This is a genomic window from Pseudoduganella sp. GW821-FHT11H04 (assembly GCF_058807935.1).
Map to the genome: position 1 here is coordinate 604893 of NZ_JBXARE010000001.1, position 26832 is coordinate 631724.

Below are 26832 nucleotides of genomic sequence, written 5' to 3' on the forward strand. Positions count from 1 at the left end.
GCTGAATTGTTTCTGATGTTTCGTGCCTAACGTATTCGGGCAACAGGCATGTGCTAGAGTCAATTCGAATGCCATCCCAATAAGAAAGGGTCGCCCTATGGAGACTCCAACAACACCTAATGCTCGAACGAAACCGCATGCCAGCCGCCGCGCGCGCTGGATTGGCGGTATCTCTGCCGTCGTCGGAATGCTGGCCCTGGGTGGGCTGGCCTGGTACCTCACTCATCGCGGTCCGGCTGACGATGGGCCTGGCGCGGCAACGGTGGCCGGGGCCGGGCAGGGCGCCGGTGGGCGCGGCGGTGCGGCTGGCGCAGGGCAGGGCGCAGGCGGTGCGGGGCGCGGCGGCCGCAGTGGGCGCGGTCCGGCGGCGACGGTCGGCGTGGCGACTGCCGAAAAAGCCGATTTGCCTGTCACCCTCGATGCTTTGGGCACGGTCACCGCCGCTGCCACCACCACTGTGCGTCCGCAAGTTTCCGGCATCCTGCAAAAAGTGCTGTTCAAGGAAGGGCAGATAGTAAAGGCCGGCCAGGTGCTGGCCCAGATCGATCCGCGCCAGTTCGAGCTGCAGCTGATGCAGGCGACCGGCCAGCGAGAGCGCGATGAGGCGCAGCTGGAGAATGCACGCCTGACGCTGGAGCGCTACCGCACCTTGTTGTCGCAGGACTCCATTGCGCGGCAGGATGTCGATACTCAGGCGGCCCTGGTCAAGCAGCTGCAAGGCACGGTCACGACGGACCGTGCGAACGAAGGCACGGCGCGCCTGAACCTCGGCTACACCAAGGTGGTGGCGCCGATCAGTGGGCGGGTTGGCTTGCGGGTGGTTGATATAGGCAACCTCGTTGGATCGAGCGATGCGGCGGGGATTGCAGTGATCACGCAGCTGGCGCCGATCGACGTGGAGTTTGCGGTGCCGCAGGACCGGGTGGCCGACCTGGCGCCGCGTGCCGGCGAGCGTTCGGGGGCGGGCATGGTGGCGCTGGCGTATGACCGTACGCGCAGCACGGTGCTGGAGAAGGGGCAGTTCCATGCCCTGGACAACCAGGTCGATACACAGACCGGCACGGTGATGGCGAAGGCGCGCTTTAATAATGCGGGGTCGTCGCTGTTCCCAAGCCAGTTCGTGAATATTCGGCTGGAACTGCGCACCATCAAGGATGCGGTGGTGGTGCCGGTGACGGCTTTGCGGCATGGCGCCACGGGCGACTATGTTTATGTGCTGCAGGATGGGCAGACGGCTTCTTTGCGTCCTGTCACACGCGGGATCGCCACCGTTGATAAGGTGCAGATTGCCGGCGGGCTGCAGGCGGGCGAGCAGGTGATAACCGAGGGCGCGGATCGTCTCAAGGATGGTGCGCGGGTGACGCTGCCATCGCAGCGGGGAGGCGCTGACGGCGAACGTGGAGGCCGGGGCGGTCGCCATCGCGGCGAAGCAGGTGCTGCCGGCGCGGCGGCGTCGGCCGCCGGGGCCAGCGGCGCCGCGAGTGCGGCGAGTGGCGAGGGCGCGCGCCGCTTCTGGCGCCATCGCGAGGACGCGGCTTCCGGCGCAGCAGTGCAAGGCAGCGCGGCCGGTGCGGCAAAAGGCGAGGGCCGGGCGGCGGACGGCGCAGCGCGATGAGTCCTTCGGCGCCATTCATCAAGCGGCCGGTGGCGACGGCGCTGTTCATGCTGGCCATCGTGCTGGCCGGCCTGCTTGGCTACCGCTTCCTGCCCTTGTCGGCGCTGCCGCAAGTCGACTTCCCGACGATCCAGGTACGCACGCTATATCCAGGCGCGAGCCCGGAAGTCATGGGTCGCACCGTCACCGCGCCGCTGGAACGCCAGTTCGGCCAGATGGCGGGCTTGCAGCGTATGAGTTCCACCAGCGCCGCCGGCGTTTCCATCATCACCCTGCAATTCAGCCTTGGCCAGACGCTGGATGTGGCGGAGCAGGAAGTGCAGGCTGCGATCAATGCCGGCAGTTCGCTGCTGCCGACCGACCTGCCGGCGCCGCCGGTGTACGCCAAGGTCAACCCGGCCGACGCGCCAGTACTGACGCTGGCCATCACCTCCAAGACGATGCCGCTGACGGAAGTGCAGAACATCGTCAACACACGCCTGGCGCTGAAAATCAGCCAGGTCAACGGCGTCGGCCTGGTCAACCTGAGCGGCGGCCAGCGTCCGGCAGTGCGCATCCAGGCCGACACGCAAGCGCTGGCCAGCTATGGCCTGGGCCTCGACACCTTGCGTACCGCAATCACAGCGGCCAACGCCAACAGCGCCAAGGGCAGCTTCGATGGACCGGCGCGCGCCTTCACCATCAACGCCAACGACCAGTTGCTGGCGGCGGACGACTATCGGCAGCTGATCGTCTCCTACCGCAACGGCGCGCCAGTACGCCTGCAGGACGTGGCGCGCGTGGTCGACAGCGCGGAAAACGTCAAGCTTGGCGCCTGGGCCGGACACGGGGGCTCGCTGACGCCGGCCATTATCCTCGACGTGCAGCGCCAGCCCGGCGCCAACGTCATCGCCACGGTGGACGCCATCAAGGAGCGGCTGCCAGAGCTGCAGGCCAGCCTGCCGGGTGCGATCGAGGTGAGCTTGCTGAGCGACCGCACCAACGGCATCCGCGCCTCCGTCGAACACGTGGAGATCGAGCTGCTGCTGGCCGTGGTATTGGTGGTGCTGGTGATCTTCGCCTTCCTGCGCAGCCCGCGCGCCACGGTGATCGCCAGCCTGGCCGTGCCGATTTCGCTGGTCGGCACCTTCGGCGCCATGTACCTGCTTGGCTACAGCCTGAATAACCTCAGCCTGATGGCGCTGACCATCGCCACCGGTTTCGTGGTGGACGATGCCATCGTCATGATCGAAAACATCGCCCGCTACATCGAAGATGGCGAAAGCCCGATGGACGCAGCCCTGAAAGGCGCGCAGCAGATTGGCTTCACCATCATTTCGCTGACGGTGTCGCTGATTGCGGTGCTGATCCCGTTGCTGTTCATGGGCGACGTGGTGGGGCGGCTGTTCCGCGAGTTCGCCGTCACGCTGGCCATCACCATCCTGATATCCGCTGTGGTGTCTCTGACGCTGGTTCCGATGATGTCCGGCCGCTGGCTGGCGGCGCACAAGGAGCATGAATCGACCCTGTTCGACCGCCTGGTCAAACGCTACGATGGCAGCCTGCAATGGGTGCTCGAGCACCAGGGTATGACCTTGCTGGTGGCGCTCGGTACGCTGCTGCTGACGGTGCTGCTCTACCTGTGGATACCAAAGGGTTTGTTCCCGACCCAGGATACCGGCCAGCTTCAGGCCCGTATCGAAGCCGCGCAAACGGTTTCCTACGAACGCATGGCGCAATTGCAGCAGCAGGCCGCAAACGCCATGCTGGAAGACCCGGCCGTGGCATCGCTTAGCTCGGTGGTGGGCGTCGACGCCGGCAACAACACCATGCTGCATACCGGCCGTATGCTGGTCAACCTGAAGGCCGACCGCGACAAGCTGGCGGTGGTGATGGACCGCCTGCGCCAGCGCGTATCCCAGGTGGCGGGCGTCAAGCTATACCTCCAGCCGACCCAGGACCTGACCATCGACGCCGAAAGCGGCCCGACCCAATACCGTGTGTCGCTGGAAGGCGCCGACAATGCGACCGTTGCCGAATGGGCTACTAAGCTTTCCGATCGAATGGCATCCAAGGACCGGCTGCGCAATGTGGTGTCGGATGTTACGGCCACAGGCGCCGGCGCCTACGTCAGCATCGACCGCGACACGGCGTCGCGCCTGTCGATCACGGCCGCCGCGGTGGACGATGCGCTGTACAGCGCCTTCGGCCAGCGCATCGTATCGACCATCTTCACCGAAACCAACCAGTACCGCGTGATCCTGGAGGCGGACCAGGACCGCATGGATACGCCGGAAGCGCTGGGTAACCTGCAACTGCGCACCGGCAGCGGCAAGCCAACGCCCTTGTCGGCCATCGCCAGCGTGCAGGAACGCCCGGCGCCGCTGCAGGTGACCCACGTGGCGCAATATCCGGCCACCACCATCGGCTTCGATGCGGCGCCCGGCGTGGCGCTGGGGCAGGCGGTCGATGCAATCCGCGAAGCGGCCAAGGATGTCGGCCTGCCGCAGTCGGTCAGCCTGACCTTCCTCGGCGCGGCCGGCGCCTACCAGGCGTCGCTGAGCAACCAGCTCTGGCTGATCCTGGCGGCGGTGGTGTGCGTGTACATCGTGCTGGGCGTGCTGTACGAAAGCTATATCCACCCGCTGACCATCCTGTCCACGCTGCCCTCGGCCGGTGTCGGCGCGCTGCTGGCGCTGATGCTCACGGGGCAGGAGCTGGGCGTGATCGGCATCATCGGCATCATCCTGCTGATCGGCATCGTGAAGAAGAACGCCATCATGATGATCGACTTCGCCATCGAGGCGGAGCGAGAGCAGGGCATGGCGCCGCAAGATGCGATCCACCAGGCAGCGCTACTGCGGCTGCGGCCTATCCTGATGACGACGCTGGCGGCGCTGTTTGCGGCCATCCCGCTGATGTTCGGCTGGGGCGAGGGCGCGGAACTGCGCCGGCCGCTCGGCCTGTCGATTTTCGGCGGCCTGATTGTCAGCCAGCTGCTCACGCTGTACACCACGCCCGTGATCTACCTCGCCTTTGACCGCCTGGCCCAGCGCCGCCGCCGCGGGCGCGAGGAGCTGGCATGAACCTGTCCGAACCCTTTGTCCGCCGCCCCATCGCCACGGTGCTGCTGACGATAGGGCTGGCGCTGGCGGGCATCGCGGCTTTCTTTGTGCTGCCAGTGTCGCCCTTGCCGCAGGTGGACTATCCATCGATTTCGGTCAGTGCCAGCCTGCCGGGCGCAAGTCCAGACACCATGGCCAGCAGCGTGGCAACGCCGCTGGAGCGGCGGCTGGCGGTGATCGCTGGCGTCAACGAGGTCACTTCTTCTTCCGGCAGCGGATCAACCCGGGTCAACCTGCAATTCGAATTGAACCGGAAGATCGATGCGGCGGCGCGAGAAGTGCAGGCGGCGATCAATGCATCCCGCGCTGACTTGCCGGCCACGCTGCGCAGCAATCCAACCTACCGCAAGGCCAATCCTTCCGACGCGCCGGTGATTATCCTTGCGCTCACATCACCGACCCGCAGCCCGGGCCAGGTGTACGAAGCCGTGTCGAACATCGTCCAGCAGAAACTGGCGCAGGTGAAAGGCGTTGGCGATGTGGAGATCGGCGGCGGTTCGCTGCCTGCCGTGCGGGTGGAATTGCTGCCATTTGCGCTGAACCGCTACGGCGTTTCGTCCGAGGACGTGCGGGCTGCAATCCAGGCGACCAATGCCAACCGGCCGAAAGGCGCAATTGAAGTGGAAGGGCGCCGCTTGCAGATTTATTCGGCGGCTTCCACTGCCAGCGGGGGGCGTAGCGCATCCGATTACCGCGACCTTGTTGTCGCCTGGCGAGACGGGGCAGCGATCCGCTTGCAGGATGTGGCCGAAGTGACCGACGGGGCGGAGAACCGCAACACGCTGGGCCTGTTCAATGGCGAACCTGCCGTGATTGTCCTGGTGACGCGCCAGCCGGGCGCCAATGTCATTGAAACTGTGGACGCGGTACGCGAGCTGCTGCCGCAATTGCAGGCGCAGCTTCCACAGGATGTGAAGCTGCAAGTGGCGTCGGACAGCACAAACTCGATCCGTTCGTCGCTGCGGGAGATCGAGGTCACGCTGCTGATTTCCATCGCTTTGGTGGTGCTGGTGGTGAGTGCTTTCCTGCGCAGTGCCCGGGCGACGCTGATTCCGGCGATTGCTACGGTGGTGTCCTTGCTGGGCACCTTCGGGATCATGTATTTCCTCGGCTTCAGCCTGAATAACCTTAGCTTGATGGCGCTGACGGTGGCGACCGGTTTCGTGGTCGACGACGCAATCGTGGTGCTGGAAAATACGGCGCGCCATATGGAAGAGGGCATGGAGCGCTTTGCTGCTGCCTTGAAAGGCGCGAAGGAGGTCGGCTTCACCGTGCTGTCGATCAGCGTGTCGCTGGTGGCGGTGTTCATTCCGTTGCTGTTCATGGGCGGGCAGGTGGGGCGGCTGTTCCGCGAGTTCGCCGTTACCTTGTCGGCTGCGGTGATGATTTCGCTGGTGATTTCACTGACCACCACGCCGATGCTGTGCGCCTGGCTGCTGCGCCCCGGAGCGGAGCGCAAGGCGCCGGGGCGGGTGTCACGCTGGTTCGAGAGCGGTTTTGCCTTCATCCTGCGCACTTACGAGAAGTCGCTGGACTGGGCGCTGGCCAGCCCTTTGCTGGTGATGTTGACGCTGGTGTTCGTGGTCGGGCTGAACGTCTACTTGTACGCGGCCGCGCCGAAGGGCTTCTTCCCGCAGCAGGATACGGGGCAGATCAATGGCGGCATCCGCGCGGACCAGAGTATTTCGTTCCAGGCGATGCAGGAGAAGCTGCGGCAGCTGGTCAATATTATCCGCGATGATCCGGCGGTGGCGACGGTGGTTGGCTTTACCGGCGGCTCGCGGGCTGGCGGCGGCTTCATGTTCGTCAGCCTGAAGCCGGCGGGCGAGCGTGACGTGACGGGGCAGCAGGTGATTTCCCGCCTGCGGCCGAAGCTGGCGCGGGTGACGGGTGTTTCGCTGTTCCTCAATACCGTGCAGGATTTGCGCATGGGCGGGCGGCAGAGTAATTCCACCTACCAGTACACGCTGAAAAGCGATAACCGCACGGATTTGAAGCGCTGGGCTTCGCGCCTGGCGGATGAAATGAAGCGGCAGAAGGCGCTGGTGGATGTGGATACCGACCAGGCGGACAACGGCGTCGAGACCTTCGTTGCGGCGGACAAGGATATGGTCTCGCGCATGGGGCTGACCATGCGCGATGTCGATAATGCGCTGTATAACGCGTTTGGGCAGCGGCAGGTGGCGACGATTTACGATGAGCTGAACCAGTACAAGGTGGTGATGGAGGTCGCGCCTGAATATGCGCGCAGTCCGGAATCGCTGGACGATGTCTACGTCGGCCGCCGCGCGGCGGCCAGCGGGGCAAGCACCAGCGGCGGCTCGGTCGTCGGCGTCGGGATGCGCGATCCATCCGGCGGTTCGGCGCTGAGCACGAATGCGGACGCGATGGTGCCGCTGACGGCGCTGGCGTCCTTCTCAGAGCGTTCGACTCCTGCCTCGGTGAACCACCAGGACGGTGAACTGGCGACCACAATATCCTTCAACCTGGCCGACGGCGCCAGCCTGGGCGAAGCGCAGCAGGCGGTGAAGGACGCCGAAAACGCTATCGGCATGCCGAACAATGTGCGCGGCAGCTTCCAGGGCACCGCCCGCTCGGCGCAGGAAACCAACCAGCAACAGCCTTTCCTGATCGCCGCCGCGCTGGTGGTGATCTATATTGTCCTCGGCATGCTGTACGAAAGCCTGGTACACCCGCTCACGGTGCTGTCCACGCTTCCTTCGGCGGGCGTTGGCGCGGTGTTGGCCCTGCTCATGTTCCGCATGGAGTTTTCTCTGATCGCCCTGATCGGCGTCTTCCTGCTGATTGGTATCGTGAAGAAAAACGCCATCCTGATCATCGACTTTGCACTGGAAGCGGAACGCACGCGCGGACTGGATTCGCTCAGCGCCGTAAGGGAAGCCTGCCTGCTGCGCTTCCGCCCGATCCTGATGACGACCATGGCGGCCGCGTTGGGCGCGCTGCCGCTGGCGATCGGCTTTGGCGAAGGCTCTGAGCTGCGTCAGCCGCTCGGCATCGCCATCATTGGCGGCCTGATTGCCAGCCAGATGCTGACCTTATTGACCACCCCGGTGGTCTACCTACTGCTCGACAAAATGCGCCTTCGCGGCGCAAAGGCGACAACATGAAAAAAATTCTTGGCGCGATGACTCTCGCACTGGCCGGCTGCGCCACCGGCCCAGCCTACCAGGTGCCCAGCGCGCCGATGCCGTCCCAGTTCAAGGAAGCGCAAGGCTGGCAGCCGGCCGCGCCGGCGGACCTGCTGGAAAAAGGCCCGTGGTGGGAGTTGTTCGGTGACGCCACGCTAAACGCCTTGGCGAAGCAGGTGGACGTCAATAACCAGAACGTGGCGGCCGCGGAAGCGCGCTATGCCCAGGCCCGGGCCCTGGTGGCCGAGCAGCGGGCCTCGCTGTTCCCGCAAGTGACGCTGGACGGCAGCGCCAATCGAAGCGGTGGGGGCGGGCAGCAGCGCACCGGCAACCAGTATCGCGTGAACATCGGCGGCAGCTGGGAGCCTGACGTGTGGGGCCGCCTGCGCGCCGGCGTCAGTGGTGCACAAGCCAGCGCCCAGGCCAGCGCCGCCGACCTGGCCGCCGCGCGCCTGTCCGCGCAGGGCGAGCTGGCCGCGAACTATATAGGCCTGCGCCTGGCTGACGCCCAGCTTGCCTTGCTCGGCGAGACGGTGGAAGGCTACCAGCGCGTGCTGCAGATCACGCAGAACCGCGTCAACGCCGGCGTTGCGCCGACGTCGGACCTGCTGCAAGCGAAGACCCAGTTCGCCAACGCCAGCGCCGACCGCCTGACGTCGCAACGCCAGCGCGCCCAGCTCGAACATGCGATCGCGGTTTTGCTTGGCAAGGCTCCCGCCGATTTCACGCTGGAGGCTGCGCCAGGGATGCTGCAGGTGCCGGCGATACCGCTTGGCCTGCCATCGACGCTGCTGGAGCGCCGCCCCGATATCGCGGCCGCTGAACGCCGCGTGGCCGCGGCCAACTCGCAAATCGGCATCGCCCGCAGCGCCTATTTTCCGAACCTGAGCCTGAGCGGCAGCTACGGCGTGGCCGGCAGCGCGGTAAGTGGCTTGTTCAGCGCGTCCAACACGCTTTGGTCGCTCGGCCTGTCTGCAGCGCAGACGCTGTTCAATGCCGGCGCCACCGGCGCCCGCGTCGACCAGGCCAGCGCCGCGCGCGACGTGGCCGTGGCCAACTACCGCCAGTCCGTGCTCGACGCCCTGGCCGACGTGGAAAACCAGCTGGTCGCCAGCTCGGTGCTGGCGCAGCAGCAGGAACTGCGCGAAACCTCGGCCAATTCCGCGACCCAGGTCGAACAGCAGATGCTTAACCGCTACCGGGCCGGCCAGGTCAGCTACACGGAAGTGGTGACGGCGCAGGTCACGGCGCTGAATGCCCGCCGCTCTTTATTGCAAGCGCAGGCCGACCGCCAGTCGACGGCGGTGGCGCTGGTGCAGGCGCTAGGCGGCGGCTGGCACCAGCAGTAATGCCGTTGTAAAGGGGGTAACTGTCGGTTTGCCATTTCCTTGCTGCACTGGCATGATGGCGGGATGACTAACCCTCTAGTTTCATCTGATTCGGACGCCAGCGATGCGTACCGGAACCGCCAGGCGGTGCAGATCGTCGGCATGGGTGCGTCGGCCGGCGGGCTCGATGCAATTCCGAATTCCTGGCTTCCATGCCGTCCCGCACCGGTATGGCTTTCATCGTCTTGCAGCACCAGGATCCGTCGCGGCGCGGCCTGCTGCCGGAACTGCTGCGCCGTATCACCACCATGGAAGTGTGTGAGATCGCGGACTCGATCGAGGTGCGGCCTGACCACGTGTACGTTGCTCCGCCCAATTTTGACTTGGGTTTTTCCAATGGAAAGCTGATGTCGGTGGAGACATCGGAAGGCCATAGCCGGTATCCGATCGATTCTTTTTTCCGTACGCTGGCCGCTGAAAAAGGCCAGGCCGCTGCCGGCGTGGTGTTTTCCGGCATGGGCACGGACGGCACCGCGTGCCTGCGCGCGATCCAGGAAGCGGGCAGCGTGACGCTGGCAGAGGAGCCTAACTCCGCCAAATTCGACTCCATGCCGCGCAGCGCGATCACCGCCGGCGTGGCGGATTTCGTGGCGCCGCCGGGCGCCATGCCGATGTGGCTGTGCCAGGTGCGCTCGGTGCCGCGCGCGCGCGGCGCCAGGCTTTGCGCGAGCTGATGTCGCTTCTGCAGCGGCACACCGGCAATAACTTTACCGAGTACAAAATGAGCACCGTGCTGCGCCGGATCGAGCGCCGCATGAAGCTGCACCAGCTCGACTCGATGGAATCCTACGTGGCCTACCTGCGCGAAAACGCGGCCGAAGTGCAGCTGCTGTTCCGCGAAATGCTGATCGGCGTCACCAGCTTCTTCCGCGATCCGACAGTGTGGGAGCACCTTTGTAACGAAACCATCCCGGCGCTGCTGGCTGCCAATCCGGATGGCGCGGCTTTCAAAGCCTGGGTGCCGGCCTGCTCGACCGGCGAGGAAGCCTATACCCTTGCGATGGTGTTTGACGAAGCGGTCACGCGCACAAACGAGCCGGGCAAGTATTCGCTGCAGATCTTTGCCACCGACTTGCACGGCGACGCGATTGACAAGGCGCGCCAGGGGGTGTTCGGGCGAGGGGTGGAAGACATGGTGTCGCACGAACGCCTGCTGCGATATTTTGTGGCCGACGGCTCCGGCTACCGCATCCGCAAGGAGCTGCGCAATATGATTATCTTCGCGCAGCAGAACATCATCTCCGATCCGCCGTTCACCAAACTCGATATTCTTAGCTGCCGCAATCTGCTAATCTATTTCAACCCAAAACTGCAGGAACAGTTAATACCTTTGTTCCACTATGCCTTGAAACGGGAAGGCTTGCTGGTATTGGGCAGCGCGGATACGCCAGGCAGTTACAACGAGTTGTTTACCCCGGTCCCGGGCTGCGGTCGCATCTACCGCCGCCTGGACGCGAGCACACAGCGCGTGGCGAATTATTTCCCAACCAAGATCGCGAAGGCCGCGCAACCAAGTTCCATCGAAGTCACAACTATGACCATGAACGGCAATATCCAGACACAAGTAGAACACCTTCTGCTCAAGGCGCACACGCCTGCTGCAGTCATGGTCAATAGCGATGGCGATATCCTCTATATCCATGGCCGCACGGGTACTTTCCTGGAGCCGGCCGCTGGCCGCGCCAACTGGAATATCCATGCCATGGCGCGCGACGGCCTGCGCTACGAACTGGCGGACCTGATCGAGCGCGCCAACCGCAGCGAATCCACCGAAACCGTGCGCGAACTGCTGTTCAAGCACGGCGCCGCCTCGCTGCTGGTCGACATGACGGCTGAAGTTTTGCATGAAGACGCTGCGTCCGGCCACAACCTGCTGGTGACCTTCAACGCCTCGCCGATGCCGGCCCGCAAGCGCGGCAGCCGCGGCGCCGATCCGCGCCCGCAGGAACTGGAGCAGCAGCTGACCATGGCGCGCCTGGAATTGCAGTCGGTGCGCGAAGAAATGCAAACCTCGCGTGAAGAACTGAAGGCGGCCAACGAGGAGCTGCAATCGACCAATGAAGAACTGCAATCGACCAATGAGGAGCTCACTACCTCGAAGGAAGAAATGCAGTCGCTGAACGAAGAGCTGTACACCGTCAACGCCGAACTGCAATCGAAGGTGGACGACCTGTCCCTGGTCAACAGCGACATGAAGAACCTGTTGAATAGCACCGATATAGCCGTCATCTTCCTCGATAGCGCGATGAATATCCGCCGCTACACCAACCAGGCCACGCAGTTGTACAAGCTGATCGCCACGGACCTGAACCGTCCCCTGAGCGACATCGCCAACGACCTTGTGTACCCGGACATGGAAGAGGATGCGGCCGAAGTCCTGCGCTCCCTGGTGTTCTGCGAGCGCCAGATCCCGACCCGCGACGGCCGCTGGTTCATGGTCCGCATCATGCCTTACCGCACGGTGAACAACGTGATCGATGGATTGGTGCTAACCTTCGTCAACGTCACCGAACTCAAACTGCTGGAAGCGCGTTTAACGCCTGGAGGAGATAGCGCCAAATGACCCGATCCGACGCCCTGCGCCAATGGCATGAGCTGCAAGTCAGCCAGCTGGAACTTGAAGTCCAGAGTGCTGCCCTGGCGGAGCTCGAGCGTCAGAAAAGTGAAGTGGAGCAGGGCCTGTTGCGCTATGCCGGCCTGTTCGACCAGGCGCCCGTCAGCTACCTGGCGCTGGCGCGCGACGGCCGGATCGCCGGCGCCAACCGCGCGGCTGCGGCCTTGTTCGCGGTGCCTTTGGGCCAGTTGCCCGGCCTGCCGGTGGAGCGTTTCTTTGCTCCTGCCAGCCAACCGGGCCTGCGCCGCCTGCTCGCCGGCCTGGACGCCGACGGCGCCAGCGCGTCAATGATGGCGCAACTCTTCGAATTCATCGGCGGCGGACGCGTGCGCATCGAGGCTAATCTTGACCGTGCCGGCGAAGCGATCCGCATGGTGGTCAGCGACGTGCGTTCGCACGAGCAGAACGATGCCGCGCTGCGCCGCGCCTTTGCTGTACTGGATAACCTGGGCGAAGGGGTGGCGGTGGCCGATGCCAACGGCGCCATCGTCGCCGTCAATCCCGCCTTTTCCGCCATCAGCGGCTACACCGAGGCCAAAGCCATTGGCAGCGACCTGGAAGCATTGTGCGGGACTGACGCTACGCTGCAGGCGCTGGAACGCGGCAGCTGGCAGGGCGAATTGACAGGACGCCGGCCGGATGGCGGCGACTTCCAGGCTGCGCTTTCGCTGCGCACCCTGGCTGGACCCGATAACGGAGTGGCCGGCGTGGTGGCCGTGCTGTCTGACATCAGCCGCCGCAAGCAGGCCGAATCGGCGCTGCAGGACCTGCACCGCAACCTGGAAACCCGGGTGGTGCAACGCACCGCCGAACTGCTGCACGCCAACGGCCAGCTGCGCCAGTTGTCGGCCCACATGGCAGCAGTCAAGGAGGAGGAGCGCAAGCGCATCGCACGCGAAATCCATGACGAACTGGGACAGAACCTGCTGGCGCTGAAGCTCGATATCGTGCAGCTGAACGAGCGCATGGGCGGGCGCCAGACGCGCTTTGCACGGCGCGTGTCGGCGGCCCTGGACAATATCGACGCCACCCTGCGCAGCGTGCGCGGCATCATGAATGAATTGCGCCCCTCCGTACTGGATCTGGGCTTGGCGGCGGCCCTGGAATGGCTGGTCAACGACTTCCGCCAGCGCAGCAGCCTGCATTACGAGCTGGAATTGCCCGGCGAGGCGAAACTGGCTGCCATCGACGGCGAAGCAAGCCTCGTGCTGTTCCGCATCGTGCAGGAAGCCCTGGTCAATGTGCTGCGCCATTCGCGCGCGAGCCAGGTCACCGTCCGGCTGCAAGTCTGGCAGGGCGAAGTCCTGCTCGAAGTGGAAGATAACGGCATCGGCATTGCGCCGGTTTGCCGTGAGCGGCCAGGCTCTTTTGGCCTGATCGGCATGCAGGAGCGGGCCGACGCCCTGCACGGCAGCTTCACCCTGAACGACTACGAGCACGGCGCCGGATGCTGCATAACCGTGCGACTGCCGTTGCCAAGTAATCAATAGCCCTAACTACGCGGAACGCTTATACTGCCGGTGCTTTCACCGTTCAGGGGACTATTTTGACCAAAAAACTCGCACTTACGGCGGCGATGCTAACCGCATTCGCTCCAGTCATGGCCGACGAAGGCCAATGGCAGCCGCACCAACTGCCTCAATTGAAGGCGGAACTGAAGCGCATCGGCATCACCATTCCGGCGGAACGCCTGGCCGACCTGTCCAAGCACCCAATGAGCGCCATCGTGTCGCTGGACGGCTGCTCGGCATCGTTCGTATCCCCTGATGGCCTGGTGGTGACCAACCACCACTGCGCATACGGCGCCATCCAGCGCAATTCGACCGCTGAAAAGAACTTCATCGTCAACGGCTTCCTGGCCAAGACCCGCGCCGAAGAGCTGCCGGGCGGCCCGACCACCCGCGTCTACGTGACCGACAAGCTGGAAAACGTGAGCGCGCGCGTGAACGATGGCCTGGACAAGCTGTCCGGCAAGGAGCGCTACGCCGAGACCAAGAAGCGCATCAAGGCCCTGATCGCCGAATGCGAGACCGACAAGAACTACCGCTGCTCCGTGCCTGCCTTCCACCGCGGCGCCGAGTACTACCGTATCCGCCAGATGATGATCAAGGACGTGCGCCTGGTGTACGCGCCGCCTGAATCGATCGGCAACTTCGGCGGCGACATCGACAACTACGAGTGGCCGCGCCACACCGGCGATTACTCCTTCCTGCGCGCCTACGTGGGCAAGGACGGCAAACCGGCTGACCCGTCGCCGGACAACGTGCCGTACAAGTCCAAGGACTTCCTGGTGGTTTCGGCTGAAGGCCTGAAAGCCGGCGATCCGATCCTGCTGGCCGGCTACCCGGGCCGCACCAGCCGCTACAAGCTGCCGGTGGAAATCCGCTACGCGCGCGACCTGAGCTACCCGGCCATGGTGGCCGATTACCAGGCCGACCTGGACGCCATTGCCGCTGCCACCAAGGGCAAGGACAACGACGTGGTGCGTTACGCCAGCGTGGTCAAGTCGATCAACAACCGCATGAAGAAGACCCAGGGCTTGCTGGACGGCTTTGCGCGCAAGGACATCGCCGCCATCAAGGACGTGCAGGACGCCGAGTTCCGCACCTGGTACGGCAAGCAGCCCAACGCTTCGGCCGCCATGCTGTCCGAACTGGACACCGGCATCGCCGCCGACATGGCGCTGAGCGACGAGGAATTCGCCTACGGCGTTGCCACCTACAGCGACCTGTTGAAGAGCGCACGCACCCTGTACCGCCTGGCGCTGGAAAAGCAGAAGCCTGACGCCGACCGCGAATCGGGCTACCAGGAGCGCGACCTGTCCAATATCAAGGGCCGCATGACCCGCCTCGAGCAATCGCTGGTTGCTTCGGTCGACCAGGCGCGCTACGTGGCCGGCCTGCAGCGCTACGCCAAGCTGCCTGCCAAGTCGCATCCGCAGTGGCTGGACAACCTGGCGCCTGCCGTTGCCGACGTGCCAGCCATGTACCAGCAGTCCAAGCTGGCCGATACCGTGACCCGCCTGGCCTGGATGGACAAGGCGCCAGCCGATTTCGAAAAATCGGATGACCCGTTCATCAAGCTGGCGGTGCGCATGCACGGCGTGGCCATGTCGCTGGAAGAGCGCCGCAAGGAAGTGGACGGCAACATGGAAAAGATCATCCCGCAGTATATGGGCGCGGTGATCGCCTGGAAGAAGTCGCAAGGCAAGCCGGTCTACCCGGACGCCAACTCCACCCTGCGCGTGACCTACGGCACCGTGTCGTCCTACTCGCCGAAAGATGGCGTGAGCAAGGGCCCGTTCACGACCGTGGAAGGCATCGTCGAGAAATACACCGGCAAGGATCCGTTCGAGGCGCCGAAAGCGCTGTTGGATGCGGTCAAGGCCAAGCGTTATGGCCAGTTCAAGGATCCGGTGCTGGGCACCGTGCCTGTGGACTTCCTGTCCTCCGCCGATACCACCGGCGGCAACTCCGGTTCCGCCATCGTCAACAAGCGCGGCGAGCTGATTGGCCTGAACTTCGATTCGACTTACGAGTCCATTACCAAGGACTGGTACTTCGACCGCGACATCACGCGCGCCATCCACCTGGACGTGCGCTACATGCTGTGGGTGATGAAGGAGGTTGACCATGCGGACAACCTGCTGAAGGAAATGACGATCAAATATCCGAAGCAGCAGTAAAGCAGTAACAAGCAGTACCGCTCGTGAGGCCGTTCAGTCAACGCTGGACGGCCTCACTGCTTTTTACTTCTGGCTCTTGCGGCGGCGTGCGCTGGCCAGGCCCAGCATGCCGAGTCCGAACAGGGCTAAGCTGGCTGGCTCCGGAACACCGGCGGAGGAGGTTGGAATGTTCACCATGCCACGCCAGTTGGCCTCGCTGGAGTTCCAGTCGGCCCAATCCACCGAGTTCATGCCCGTGATGCTGTAGGCATAGTCGCCGGCAGCAAGGCCGGTAAAGGTCACGCCCTGCCAGCGGGTCTCGCCGCAGCAAGTCGCATTGGTCGGGGCATCAAAGTCGCCTTGTGTGCCGCTGACCGTGTCGGCATAGAAGTAATTCGAGCCCGCCACCAGGCCGGTTGGCAGCGAATCGGAAACCATATCAAAGGCTTTGGTGACGCCGTTCAAAGTCAACGAACCTTCATTCGGCGCGTCGGTGTGATAGCTGCCAAGCCAGATCGTGACGCTGCCAGGAGCGCCGGCGTTAATGCTGCCCAGTGCGATGGTGTGCGCCTGAGAGCAGTTTGCAGCGATGACCAGTGATGCACCCAGCAACGACGCGATAACTTTTTTGTTCTTCAAAATCATAACAGGCTCCCTGTATGGATTATTGTGGAACTACTCGTTTGCCAGCCTGTAGGCCGGCATTCCTTGGCCGTTAAAAGCATTGCCAGCTTGGTCAGGAGCAAAAAGCGCGCCAATTGAAGGACGTGGGGAATTACAGAGGGAAGCCCCTATATTGAGAGGTTCCAATCGTCATGAAAGTGTAAATATTGTCGACGGTACCATAAGTAAAAAACGGGGCTCGCTGAGCCCCGTTTCCTTATTTCGCGCCGATGTGACGCTTCAGGAAATCTTCGATTTTCTGGTAGGCGGCAGTTCTGTTTTCAGTATCGTAGAAACCATGGCCTTCGTAGTCGATGTACATCCACTCAGGCGTTTTGCCGGCTTCTTTCAGCGCGTCGCGCATGCGGTAAGCGTGTTCCTTCGGACAGATGTTGTCCTTGCCGCCGTGGATCAACAGGACCGGTGCTTTGATGCGGGCGGCCTGGGCGGAAGGTGAGAAGCGTTCCAGTTCCGCCATGTCGTCGCCGATGTATTTCCTGTGCCAGTTGGTGCTAGTGCGCGAGGTGCGGACGTTATCCTCTTTGTAGATATAGGCCAGGTCATACACACCCGAGTAGCCGATGACGCACTTGAACATGTCGGGTTCCGTTGCCGCCAGCATCAGAGAGGCATAGCCGCCAAAGCTGATGCCGTAGCTGCAAACGCGCTGGCCGTCGATCTCGCCCTGCTTGCTGGCCCATTTCACGCCGTCGATCAAGTCGTCCATGATCTTGCCGCCCCACTGGCGGTGGCCGGACGACTGGAAAGCGTCGCCGCGTCCGCCCGAACCGCGGAAATTTACCTGCAGCACGGCATAGCCGCGGCTGGCCAGGAATTGGGCATCTGAATCGAAGTACCAGGAGTCGGATGGGCCGTGCGGCCCGCCATGCGGCAGGAGCACCATCGGCAGTTTTTCGTTGGGCGCGTGTTTCGGCACGGTCAGAAAACCATACAGTTTCAAGCCGTCGCGCGCAGTGAAGCTGATTGGACGGCGCTCGGACATCTGTTCGGGGTTAATACCTGGCCTGAACTCCATTAGCAAGTCGGCCTTATTTTCCTTACGGTCATAAAGATATAGCGAGCCTGGATCGCGATCGCTGCGTACGGAGAAGATCAGGCGGCTGCCATCATCCGTGAAGTCGATGAAACGCACTTCGCTATCGGGGAACTGCTGGCTCAAGCTCTTATACAACTGCGCTTCGCTCTTGCTCTCGTCGAGGTAGACCGCATGTGGCCTGCCGAGGTTGGTGAACGCGCCAATCGGGAAGCCGCTGTTGTTGCCGAACATCAGGCTCAATGTGCTTTCGGGATCGGATGCCACGACTTTGCGCTGACCATCGGCCACGCGTTCTTGAATCAGTTTGGCGGGGCCGTGCTTACTGTGTTGCCAGGCCATGAATTCGCTGTTGTCCTCGGAAAACGCGAACGGCGTCAACGCGATATCCGTGTAGGACTTGTCCATGGGGCCCCAGTTGCCGGTCGCCTGGTCAAAGCGCATCAGCACGAAACTGGTGTCTTCTTTGTGACCTAAGCGAAGCGCGGCGTACCGTCGCGCTGGGTCACAAAGGTCAGCTGCTTCATGGGAATGGTGGCGAGCTGTTTGCGAACGGCGGTACGCGAGTCGATGTCTAACAGGATGCTACGGTCGGCCTTCCACAGTTGGCTGTTGACCATGACGTGACCGTTCATGGATTGGGGTACGCGGCTGACGAAGCCGAACCCCCAATCGTCGTCATAGCCATTATTGCGGGAGGAATACTTGAACATTCCGGAGCCGTAAATGTATTCCTGTTTGCCGCCGTCGAAGTCGAAGGCCATGATTTCGCCGGTTAGCAGTGGTCGCTCGCGGTCGCCGAATTCCTGCGCTTTTTCGATCACGAGCCGAGTATTGCTGACCCAGTGGTAGTTGGAAGGGATCTCGAATGCTTTAAGGCGGATTGAGCTCTCCAACTTCATGTCCGGTAGGCTGTAGAACACCACCATGGCGACCGGGCGTTTGCCGTCAGGGACTCGCACCGTCACCGCCATGTGTTTGCCGTCGGGCGACATGTTCGGATGTGCGTACTGGTCGCGCTCCACGAAGGCGGAAATAGGGATGGCGGTGGCGGCAGTCTGGGCGTAGCAGTGGGAGGCAGCGAGGCTGGCACAGAGTAGTAAGGGCAAGCGCATAAAAGTGACATTAATTTAAGAAGTGGCAGGCTATCACGATTCGTTACTTTTTTGCAACTTTGACATATGGCCCGTGAGGGGTTGGCGTGGCATAATCGCGCGTTACCCCATCGCGACCTTATGAACGAAATCATTTCCCTGTTTGGCCTGGCCACCACCACTCCGCTGGAGCTGGTGTCGTTTGTACTGTCGGTGCTCACCGTGTGGCTGAACATCCGCCAGAACCACTGGGCCTGGTTGTTCGCGATCGTCTCTTCGGCCACCTACGCTGTGGTGTTCTTCGGCGCCAAGCTGTATGGCGATATGGCGCTGCAGGGGGTGTTTATCACCGTTTCGTTCTGGGGCTGGTACCAATGGCTGCATGGCAGCGATGGCCTGCAGCTTGGCGTTTCGAACCTGTCGCTGCGTGGCCGCGTGGTGTCCGGCGTGGCCTGGCTGGCCGGTTTCGGCGTGCTGGCCTGGTTCCTGCGCACCTACACCAATACCGACGTGCCGAACACGGACGCCTTCCTCACCGCCGGCAGCCTGGTGGGCCAGGCACTCCTGTCGCGCAAGAAGATCGAGAATTGGCATGTGTGGATCATCGTCGACGTGCTGTACGTCGCGCTGTATGTGCATAAAGGCCTGATGCTGACGGCCATCCTGTACGGCATGTTCGTCGCCATGGCGATTGCCGGCCTGATGGCCTGGCAGGGCAGCAGCGACGAAGCGGAAGAAGCGGTCGTCTGGAAATGAAGCACCCTTACCGCGTCGCCATCATCGGCGCCGCAGCTTCCGGCAAAACCACGCTGGCGCAGGCGCTGGCAGAGCGCTACAGCGAAACGTGGGTGCCTGAATACTTGCGCGAGTTCTGCGATGCGCGCCAGGACGTGCCAGTAGCGACCGACCAGTTCCACATTGCCAGCACCCAGGTGGCGCGCGAAGAGGCGCTGGCCGCGAAAGGCGGGCGCTTCCTGTTCTGCGACACCACGCCGTTGATGACGGCGGTGTACAGCATCCACTACTTTGGCGGCATCGACGAGCAGCTCGAAAGCCTCGCATCGTCGCGCCAATACGACATTACCCTTGTCTGCAAGCCAGAATTCGCATGGATACCCGACGGACTGCATCACGAGGAGCAGGACGTCAGCGGTATTATTGACGCCATCCTGCTCGAAGAACTGGCCCGGCGCGGCGTACCTTACACCCGCATCTCCGGAAGCCTGGACGAGCGCTTGAAACAAGTAGGTCGACTCTTAGGGGATTGAAGATGAAAAAACTGCTCGTGCTGGCTGCCTTCCTTCCGCAGGTGGTGTTTGCCGATACGGGCTATTACCTGGTCTCCGTCTACGATGTGGCGGGCCAGGCTTCAATCGACTACAAGTACTGGAACGCCCACTACAAAAATTCGCGCAACGTCGCCAGCCCGGAGATCGGGTTTGCTTACGGCGTCACGCCGCGCTGGTACACCGAGCTTTCGACACAGTGGATTCAATTCGATGGGCGCCGCACGCGCAATACTGGTGTGGAGTGGCAGAACGATTTCCTGTTGACGCAGGGGCAGTACGACGTGGACGTGGCGCTGCACACGACGGTGGAGCGCGCGAAGAATCGCGAAGATGGCTATGCCGTGGAAATCGGGCCGGTGCTGCAGGCGCAGGTCTGGCGCACGCAGCTCAATTTCAACCTGTTCTTCCAACGCGAGATGGATAACGGGGAGCAGAACGAGACGGAGCTGGTTTATCAGTGGCAGGTCAAGCAGCGCTGGAAGAGCTGGTTTTCGCCGGGGCTGCAGGGCTTTGGCGAGGTGGGGAAGTGGAATAACTGGCTGCCGGCCAGGAAGCAGGGGCACCGGGCAGGGCCGGCGTTTTTTGGGCAGGTGGATCACTTCAAGTATGAAGCGGCTTACCTGTTTGGGAAAAATTCGGGACGCGCGGCCAATTCGTTCGCGATGCGGGTGCAGTACATCTTTTGAGAAAACCGGTAACCCGATGTCTGACCCGCAGGGGCAGACACCTGGCCTGCGGCAGCCGCGTGTCGGGTGTCAGACCCAGTGGGTCTGACACCGGTTTGCCGGTTTAGAAATCGACCTGCGCCGACATCTGGAACGTACGCGGCGAACCCGGGAACAGATAGCCACCCAGATCCGGCGTCACATCACGCCAGTAGAACTTATCAAAAGCATTCTTCACCTGCGCACGCAGGATCACCGAAGTCCCACCCATACGCGTAGAATACGAGCCACCCAGGTTCACCACACTGTAAGACGGCACCATGGTCTTATTCTCCTGGTCAAACGCCTTCTTACCTGCGAACTGCCAGTTCGCATTCAGCTTCAGCCCCGGCAGGTCGGTCACGATGTAATCCGCCCAAACAGTCGACTTGAAGTTCGGCACATTGGTCACACGCTTGCCGTCGTAAATCGCCAGGCCGGTGCCTTCCTGCTCGGTATGGATGGCTGCCATCGAAACGCCCAGCAGCAGCTCGCGCGTCACCTTGCCTTGCGCGGTGAATTCCACGCCACGGTGACGTTCCTGGCCGCTGCGCACGAAGGTGTTGGAGACAGGGCTGGTGAACTCCAGGCCCTGGTCGATCTGGTACAGCGCAGCCGACAGCGAAATGCCATTCACATCAGCCTTGGCGCCCACTTCGATCTCTTTCGACTTGCCCGGAGCCAGCGCGAAGCCGGTGTTGGTGGTCTCGATTGGCGCCACGCCGCCATGCTGCAGGCCTTGTGCGTAGGAAGCGTAGTAGGACAGTTTAGCGGTCGGGCTAAACACCAGCGACACATTCGGCAGCCAGAAGTTGTCGCTGCTAGGGGCAGCGTCAACTTGCGTGCGACGCACGGAAACATAACGGGCACCAGCGTGCAGCGCCAGCTGGTCGGTCAGGCCGACGATATCCTGCACGTAAGCGGCGCGTTCATTGTCGGTGCGGCGCTCGGAGACGGGACCAACGACGCCGGTCGACATCGGCACCACCACCGGGTGGTAAATATTGCTCACTCCCGCGTAGTCGTAGACGTAATCGCCCCAGCTTTCATGGTTGCTGAAGAAGGAGAGGCCAGCGGTCAGCTGGTGACGCAAGCCGCCAGCCACAAAGCGGCCATTCAACTGCGCCTTGGCCGACAGCGGCTTTTTCTTCTCGCCCAGGCTGCGGTAATCGTAAACGTCGTAGTCGCCGTTGGCGCAGAAGCCAGGCCACAGCTCTTCGCTCGAGCAGCCGTAAGGGAAGGCGGTGTAGTCGTCGCGTTTGAAGTGGTGCTGGTTGGCGCTGACGGTGGCTTTCCACTCAGGCGACAACTCGTACTGGAAGTTCACGCCGATATTGCTGGAAGTGGTTTCAACCGGCTTGGCCCAAGGCTGGTCGTTCAGGAAGGTGGCTGCATCGACCATCGGCAGGCTGGTGCCGCCAATCAGCTGGAAGCCCGGCGCGGACTTCTGAGATTTCTTCTGGTAGTCGGCATCGATCTGCAGCAGCGCCTGTGGGCTGATGCGGAAGTCGAAAGCACCGGAGACGAAGCTGCGGTGGCCGTCGGCGCCCTTGATGATGGAGCGCATACGCTCGCCGGCCGCATTGATGCGGTAGCCGAAGCGGCGGTCTTCGAAGCGGCCGCCCAAGTCCACGGTGCCCAGCACGGTGCCGCGCTCGCTCACTTCAAACAGTACCGAGCGCAGGTTGCTGTCGGTCGGACGCTTGGTCACATAATTGATAACGCCGCCTGGAGCAGCAACGCCCATTTGCAGGCCGGCCAGGCCGCGCAGCACTTCGATGCTTTCCTTATTTTCCAGCGGGATCTGGGTGTCGCCGGAAATCGCGTGGCCATCCTTACGGTAGGAGCTGGCGTTATCCAGTTTGAAGCCGCGGATCGAGAACTGTTCGGCGTAGCCGACAGCGTTGTAAGCATCGCCGATGCTGGCGTCGAACTTGACGGCATCGGTGGTGTTGCGGATGTTCAGGTCCTGCAACTGCTCGCGGGTCAGCACGCTGACGGAAGCAGGGGTCTGCAGCAAAGGCTGGTCGCTGAAACCGGCTACGGAGGAGCGCTCGGCCGCGATGCGGTTGGCGGTGATGACCACTTCGGTCATTTTCTGGTCCTGCGCGTAGGCGGCAGGGGCGAAGGCGGAAGCGACGGCCAATGCGGCCAGGGTGAGGTTGGTGCGATTCATATTGTGTGCTCTTGCTGTGCGTGTGGGCCAGCGGGAGAGCACGCGAAGCTCCGAAAGAGGGGAGCTTCATCCATCTGCGCTTTCCTTCGCTGGCATTATCCAGATCAGGTTCCGAGGGTATTTCTCACCCCGCGCACATGCGCGAGGACCCCTAGCGAGGCGGTATTGTACTACAGGCTCAGTTGCAAGGCCTTGCGCACGTCCTCAGGCGTGATATCGCGGCGTTCGCCCAGGCTGGTCAGGCCGGCCGCTTCCACGGCGGCGACGGTGGCGTCGATCGCCTCCGGACCCAGGCCGTAGCCGGACAAACGGGTCGGCACGCCCATTTGCTCGAAGAAGGAGCGCGTGTTGCCGATGGCGGCGTCAATGCGTTCGTCCTCGGTGCCGTTCTTCAGGCCCCAGACGCGCTCCGCGTACTGCAGCAGCTTGCCGCGTTTGGCCTCGCGGCGGATCTGCAGGATGCCCGGCAGGACAATCGCCAGCGTCTGCGCGTGGTCCAGGCCAAACAGGGCGGTCAATTCGTGGCCGATCATGTGGGTAGCCCAATCCTGCGGCACGCCGACGCCGATCAGGCCATTCAGGGCCATGGTGGCGGACCACATGATATTGGCGCGCACTTCCACGTCTTCCGGGCGGGCCAATACTTGCGGGCCCAGTTCCACCAGGGTTTGCAGCAGGCCTTCCGCGAAGCGGTCCTGCACAGGCGCGTTGGCCGGGTAGGTCAGGTATTGTTCGGTGGTGTGGACGAAGGCATCGACCACGCCGTTGCCGACCTGGCGCAGCGGCAGGGTCAGGGTCTTGGCCGGATCCAGCACTGAGAAGCGCGGATAAACGTGAGGGCTCATGAAGGCGCGTTTTTCCTGCGTCTCCACGCGGCTGACCACACTCGCGCTGTTCATTTCCGAGCCGGTGGCAGGCAGGGTGAGTACGGCGCCGAAGGGCAGGGCTGCCTTCACGACTTTGCCGCCGATTTTCAGGATGTCCCAGGCATCGCCGTCATACACCGCAGCGGCGGCAATGAATTTTGTTCCATCGACAACAGAGCCGCCGCCAACGGCCAGCAGGAAGTCGATCTTCTCGCGGTGGATCAATTCCACCGCCTGCATCAGCGTTTCGTATTTCGGATTCGGTTCGATGCCGGCAAATTCCAGCACGGTATGCTCGGCCAGCGCTGCGCGTACCTCGTCGTAAGTGCCATTCTTCTTGATGCTGCCGCCACCATAGAGCATCAGTACACGTGCATTGGAAGGAATATGTTTTGCCAAGGAGGCAATCTGACCCACGCCGAAGATGACGCGGGTAGGGTTATGGAATTCAAAGTTTTGCATAGTGCCGGGCATTATCGCGCAAATCTCGCCCATCCGTGCGACACCCGCCAGATCACCTTGCTACACTTGAGAAATCCGCGCCGCAGGCTGACAATGCGTGTATTCGCATGCCTAAGGAGAGTGAGATGACACAGGAACACGTGGTCGAGCCGCGCGACTATTTGAATGCCCAGGTGCTGGATATGCATCGGGCGTTGACGTCGCTGAGCGAGAAGATCGAGATGCTGGATTTGCAGAACCAGCGTATCGAAACGTGCACCGATCCCGAGCTGAAACTGGTCATGGCCAGTCATCGCGATTCAACGCGCAAGCAAATCGCGATGCTGCTGGAATGGGTGCGCCGGCGCGACCCGAAGATGGATAAAGAAATGAAGGAAGCGCTGTTCAAAGCGGGACCGATCGTCGCGCAGTACCACTACGAGTAAACGTTTCTGGTATCGCGCTGCAGAAAGAAAGGAAGTCGATGAAGTTGCAGCCGTACCGGGAGGGCAGTTGGTTTGCTATCCCGCTCAGAAATGGCGGGTATGCCACAGGATTAGTGGCGCGCCTGTCGCCGCAAGGAAAGGTCATGCTGGCCTACCTGTTCGGGCCGACCCACTGGACGCTGCCGACCCTCGGCGACGTGCAGCAGCTGTCGGCGAACGATGCGCTTAAGGTGATCCGCACCGGCGACATCGCGGTGGCCAATGGACGCTGGCCGGTGATCGGCAATACCCTCGGTTTCGAGCGGCGCGACTGGCCGGTACCGATGTTTATCCGCCGCGCCGATGCGCTTAAGCGCGCCTGGCAGGCGACTTACGGCGATGACCCGGCCAAGCCGGAACGTGAAGTGTCCGTGCCATATGACACGGAGGGGTTGGAGAGCGATTCGCTATACGGCTATGGCTCGGCGGAACTGCTCATGACCAAAATGCTGGAATAGGGAGATCCCTATGTATACGGGCGGCTGTTTTTGCGGGGCAGTGCAATATGAAGCCGAGGCGCCGGTGCTGACATGCACCTGGTGCCATTGTTCGATGTGCCGCCGCCTGTGCGGCGCGCCCAGCATGGCCTGGTTCAGCGTGCCGCGCGCCCAGTTCCGATACGTACGCGGCACACCAGCCGTCTTCCACTCCAGCCCCGGCGTAACGCGCGAATTCTGCGGCGCCTGCGGCACGCAGCTCACGTTCCGCGATGACTGCACGCCGGACGAACTCGATATCACCACTTGCAGCCTCGACGATCCCGAAGCGCTGCCTCCCCAAGACCACACATTCGCCGACAACCGCCTGCATTGGGAAGCGATCTGCGACGACCTCCCGCGTTACCGCCGCACCCGCCGCGATGGAGCGCTTGAAAGCGCTTAGCTATTCCTGTCTGGCGCTATGCTCGGTGATTTTTGCGGCCGCAAATTTACCGAACTCGTTCATCTGCTCCTCATTTTCGAAAGCGCCTAAAGGAATATAGTCCGCCGCGCAGTCTTGAAACAGGAAGAGGTGATTGTTAACGATTGCGACCCTTGAGTAGGCGCCCCATAGTGTGAATGAACGCGTTGCACCGCGTTGCACTTCAACTCCGTCATTGCCTAGCCGAATAGTCGTCAATCCACGACGTTCAACATGCCCCCGGATGCATTGCATTGCAGTCTTATCTTGTACGGCCCAACAAGCACTGGCTCCCCCAGCGAACGCGCTCACCGCGACCAGGATCAAATGCCAAATATGGATTTCTACATTTGTTATCGACAATAAGAGCAGAAATCCAACGCAGATCCAGATTGCCACGGTTTCCAGTAACCGTCTCAGCCCACGAAACAAGAAGTTCTGCCACGCCGGGGCTGGAGCGTCGGGAACGCCAGGGTAAGCCCTGTCGACTGTGCTTAGCGCTTCCCGGAAATCCTCAATGGTCGGCGAGTAGCTTATTTCCATGGGAACGTGCACTCCTTGAACGCGCTTGCCGCAGATGACAAGGCATCTTCAATGTGTTCCTTGCTGGACTTGTCCGGCCATGCGACGGAGTTGACGCTGATCGTGAACATGTAGCGGCCATTTGTGTAATGAACCTGTCCCCGTACGCCGTCGAGCGGTTTGCCCTCGCGTGAAATGGCATCCGATTTGCCGGGCATAAGGATCGCAGATTCGTAGACCGCGTGCGTGTTAATGGCGGCCGAACGCGAGCCGAGAAGGCTCGCGTTTGGGACGGCGCTTTTGACTAATGGGAGATTCTGGACTGCCAGATAGGCTAGATAGACGGTCTCTGGATGCTGCTCCAGCTCAGCGGCATCAAGCGCCGGCTGAAATTCCTCAACATCGATCCTTGTGATGCCTATATCGTCGATAAAGCGCACCGTGCCGCCATGGGGGCCAAAGGCGGGTTGGACCTGGGTGTCCAGTTTGAACGGGCCGCAGCTGAATTGCCCAAAGGGGGAGACGTACTTTGTGCCGGGAGGGATTTGCGCCGGTGCTGCGCAAGCAGTCGCGACGAACGGCACGGCGAGATAAATGATTAGTTTGCGCATTGCAGCTCTTGCCCAACAAACTGGAATACGTTGCATTTTTTCATAAGCTTCTGAAGTTTGGCCGACGGACTTTCTTCTTTCTGCTGATTCTTCGCCAGACATTCGTTCATCGCTTGATGGTCGACGCGGTTCTCTGATTTGGAGGCAGCCAAGCATTGGGCGATCGCTGCGTCTGTATGGACCCAATCATCGTCCAGGCAGATTGGCTGTAAGGTCCACCCATGATCGCGCATGCATTGAGCGGTTGCTGAGGCATCCTCGCGATTGTTGAAGCGACACGCAGCATAGTCGGCGGTCGAGTCAGATTTGGACTCGTGAACCTGGGAAATGCAGGATTTAGTAACAGCGGGAGCCTTTTCGGGCGAAGCGCAGGCAGCCAACAGCAAGAAAATACTAGCTGTAGTGAATCGTTGAAACATGCATTTCCTCTAACTACAAATTAATCGCGAATAGTAGCATGCCTTATTTGCAATGCTTCCGGAAACATTTACTT

At 62.1% G+C, this 26832-nt stretch carries 22 protein-coding genes and 1 riboswitch; of the genes, 14 read left to right on the forward strand and 8 right to left on the reverse strand.

Features of this window, described 5'->3' with window-relative positions:
- The first annotated feature begins 97 nt into the window (after positions 1 to 97).
- The 8 genes from AC1RTP_RS03080 to AC1RTP_RS03115 all read left to right on the forward strand — a co-directional run bounded on the left by AC1RTP_RS03080 (position 98) and on the right by AC1RTP_RS03115 (position 15555).
- Positions 98 to 1615, forward strand: coding sequence for an efflux RND transporter periplasmic adaptor subunit (locus AC1RTP_RS03080; protein ID WP_498604627.1), 1518 nt, complete (start codon positions 98 to 100; stop codon positions 1613 to 1615).
- Positions 1612 to 4680, forward strand: a complete 3069-nt coding sequence (locus AC1RTP_RS03085) for an efflux RND transporter permease subunit (RefSeq protein WP_498604629.1) — start codon at positions 1612 to 1614, stop codon at positions 4678 to 4680. The genes AC1RTP_RS03080 and AC1RTP_RS03085 overlap by 4 nt, the downstream gene beginning before the upstream one ends.
- Complete coding sequence (locus tag AC1RTP_RS03090) at positions 4677 to 7847, forward strand: efflux RND transporter permease subunit (protein ID WP_498604630.1); 3171 nt, start codon at positions 4677 to 4679, stop codon at positions 7845 to 7847. Before AC1RTP_RS03085 ends, AC1RTP_RS03090 begins: the two co-directional genes overlap by 4 nt.
- Positions 7844 to 9217, forward strand: coding sequence for an efflux transporter outer membrane subunit (locus tag AC1RTP_RS03095; protein WP_498604633.1), 1374 nt, complete (start codon positions 7844 to 7846; stop codon positions 9215 to 9217). The genes AC1RTP_RS03090 and AC1RTP_RS03095 overlap by 4 nt, the downstream gene beginning before the upstream one ends.
- A 191-nt stretch (positions 9218 to 9408) precedes the next feature.
- Positions 9409 to 9930: a chemotaxis protein CheB gene (locus AC1RTP_RS03100; RefSeq protein ID WP_498604635.1), complete on the forward strand. Its 522-nt coding sequence runs from the start codon at positions 9409 to 9411 to the stop codon at positions 9928 to 9930.
- Positions 9876 to 11819, forward strand: a complete 1944-nt coding sequence (locus AC1RTP_RS03105) for a CheR family methyltransferase (RefSeq protein WP_498604637.1) — start codon at positions 9876 to 9878, stop codon at positions 11817 to 11819. Before AC1RTP_RS03100 ends, AC1RTP_RS03105 begins: the two co-directional genes overlap by 55 nt.
- Positions 11816 to 13360 (forward strand): PAS domain-containing sensor histidine kinase, encoded by a 1545-nt coding sequence (locus tag AC1RTP_RS03110; RefSeq protein ID WP_498604639.1) that lies wholly within the window; start codon positions 11816 to 11818, stop codon positions 13358 to 13360. The genes AC1RTP_RS03105 and AC1RTP_RS03110 overlap by 4 nt, the downstream gene beginning before the upstream one ends.
- Before the next feature lie 86 nt (positions 13361 to 13446).
- Positions 13447 to 15555, forward strand: coding sequence for a S46 family peptidase (locus AC1RTP_RS03115; RefSeq protein ID WP_498604897.1), 2109 nt, complete (start codon positions 13447 to 13449; stop codon positions 15553 to 15555).
- Between the two features lie 63 nt (positions 15556 to 15618).
- On the opposite strand, the gene AC1RTP_RS03120 is transcribed toward AC1RTP_RS03115, so the two are convergent.
- The 3 genes from AC1RTP_RS03120 to AC1RTP_RS03130 form a co-directional block, all read right to left on the reverse strand.
- Positions 15619 to 16179, reverse strand: a complete 561-nt coding sequence (locus AC1RTP_RS03120) for a PEP-CTERM sorting domain-containing protein (protein WP_498604640.1) — start codon at positions 16177 to 16179, stop codon at positions 15619 to 15621.
- A gap of 235 nt (positions 16180 to 16414) precedes the next feature.
- Positions 16415 to 17695 carry an alpha/beta hydrolase family protein gene (locus AC1RTP_RS03125; protein ID WP_498604899.1) on the reverse strand — a complete coding sequence of 427 codons (1281 nt, stop codon included), beginning with the start codon at positions 17693 to 17695 and terminating at the stop codon, positions 16415 to 16417.
- 29 nt (positions 17696 to 17724) lie between these two features.
- The gene (locus AC1RTP_RS03130) at positions 17725 to 18366 is read right to left on the reverse strand and encodes a hypothetical protein (protein ID WP_498604642.1); all 642 of its coding nucleotides are present in this window, start codon (positions 18364 to 18366) and stop codon (positions 17725 to 17727) included.
- 120 nt (positions 18367 to 18486) lie between these two features.
- Between AC1RTP_RS03130 and pnuC the strand changes: the two genes are divergently transcribed.
- Genes pnuC through AC1RTP_RS03145 form a run of 3 tightly spaced genes read left to right on the forward strand, consistent with a single transcriptional unit; the run spans position 18487 to position 20320 of the window.
- Positions 18487 to 19101, forward strand: a complete 615-nt coding sequence (pnuC, locus tag AC1RTP_RS03135; RefSeq protein WP_498604644.1) for a nicotinamide riboside transporter PnuC — start codon at positions 18487 to 18489, stop codon at positions 19099 to 19101.
- A complete protein-coding gene (locus tag AC1RTP_RS03140; protein ID WP_498604646.1) occupies positions 19098 to 19613 on the forward strand; it encodes an AAA family ATPase in 516 nt (171 codons plus the stop codon). The genes pnuC and AC1RTP_RS03140 overlap by 4 nt, the downstream gene beginning before the upstream one ends.
- Before the next feature lie 2 nt (positions 19614 to 19615).
- The gene (locus AC1RTP_RS03145; protein ID WP_498604648.1) at positions 19616 to 20320 is read left to right on the forward strand and encodes a hypothetical protein; all 705 of its coding nucleotides are present in this window, start codon (positions 19616 to 19618) and stop codon (positions 20318 to 20320) included.
- 103 nt (positions 20321 to 20423) lie between these two features.
- On the opposite strand, the gene AC1RTP_RS03150 is transcribed toward AC1RTP_RS03145, so the two are convergent.
- Both AC1RTP_RS03150 and AC1RTP_RS03155 read right to left on the reverse strand, forming a co-directional pair.
- Positions 20424 to 22514, reverse strand: coding sequence for a TonB-dependent siderophore receptor (locus AC1RTP_RS03150; RefSeq protein ID WP_498604652.1), 2091 nt, complete (start codon positions 22512 to 22514; stop codon positions 20424 to 20426).
- Between the two features lie 64 nt (positions 22515 to 22578).
- A riboswitch (TPP riboswitch) is annotated at positions 22579 to 22677 on the reverse strand.
- 7 nt (positions 22678 to 22684) lie between these two features.
- Entirely contained in the window at positions 22685 to 23842 is a 1158-nt protein-coding gene (locus tag AC1RTP_RS03155) for an iron-containing alcohol dehydrogenase (RefSeq protein ID WP_498604654.1), read from the reverse strand.
- A 125-nt stretch (positions 23843 to 23967) separates the two neighbouring features.
- Between AC1RTP_RS03155 and AC1RTP_RS03160 the strand changes: the two genes are divergently transcribed.
- From AC1RTP_RS03160 to AC1RTP_RS03170, 3 genes are read left to right on the forward strand one after another with little or no spacing between them, the layout of a single operon-like run.
- The gene (locus AC1RTP_RS03160) at positions 23968 to 24267 is read left to right on the forward strand and encodes a ferritin family protein (protein ID WP_498604655.1); all 300 of its coding nucleotides are present in this window, start codon (positions 23968 to 23970) and stop codon (positions 24265 to 24267) included.
- Positions 24268 to 24305: 38 nt separating this feature from the next.
- Positions 24306 to 24764 (forward strand): immunity 26/phosphotriesterase HocA family protein, encoded by a 459-nt coding sequence (locus AC1RTP_RS03165; protein ID WP_498604657.1) that lies wholly within the window; start codon positions 24306 to 24308, stop codon positions 24762 to 24764.
- 10 nt (positions 24765 to 24774) lie between these two features.
- Positions 24775 to 25188 (forward strand): GFA family protein, encoded by a 414-nt coding sequence (locus tag AC1RTP_RS03170; RefSeq protein WP_498604659.1) that lies wholly within the window; start codon positions 24775 to 24777, stop codon positions 25186 to 25188.
- On the opposite strand, the gene AC1RTP_RS03175 is transcribed toward AC1RTP_RS03170, so the two are convergent.
- From AC1RTP_RS03175 to AC1RTP_RS03185, 3 genes are read right to left on the reverse strand one after another with little or no spacing between them, the layout of a single operon-like run.
- Complete coding sequence (locus AC1RTP_RS03175; protein ID WP_498604660.1) at positions 25189 to 25749, reverse strand: hypothetical protein; 561 nt, start codon at positions 25747 to 25749, stop codon at positions 25189 to 25191.
- Positions 25740 to 26339: a hypothetical protein gene (locus AC1RTP_RS03180; RefSeq protein WP_498604661.1), complete on the reverse strand. Its 600-nt coding sequence runs from the start codon at positions 26337 to 26339 to the stop codon at positions 25740 to 25742. Before AC1RTP_RS03180 ends, AC1RTP_RS03175 begins: the two co-directional genes overlap by 10 nt.
- Positions 26327 to 26758: a hypothetical protein gene (locus tag AC1RTP_RS03185; protein ID WP_498604662.1), complete on the reverse strand. Its 432-nt coding sequence runs from the start codon at positions 26756 to 26758 to the stop codon at positions 26327 to 26329. Before AC1RTP_RS03185 ends, AC1RTP_RS03180 begins: the two co-directional genes overlap by 13 nt.
- Positions 26759 to 26832: the final 74 nt, after the last annotated feature.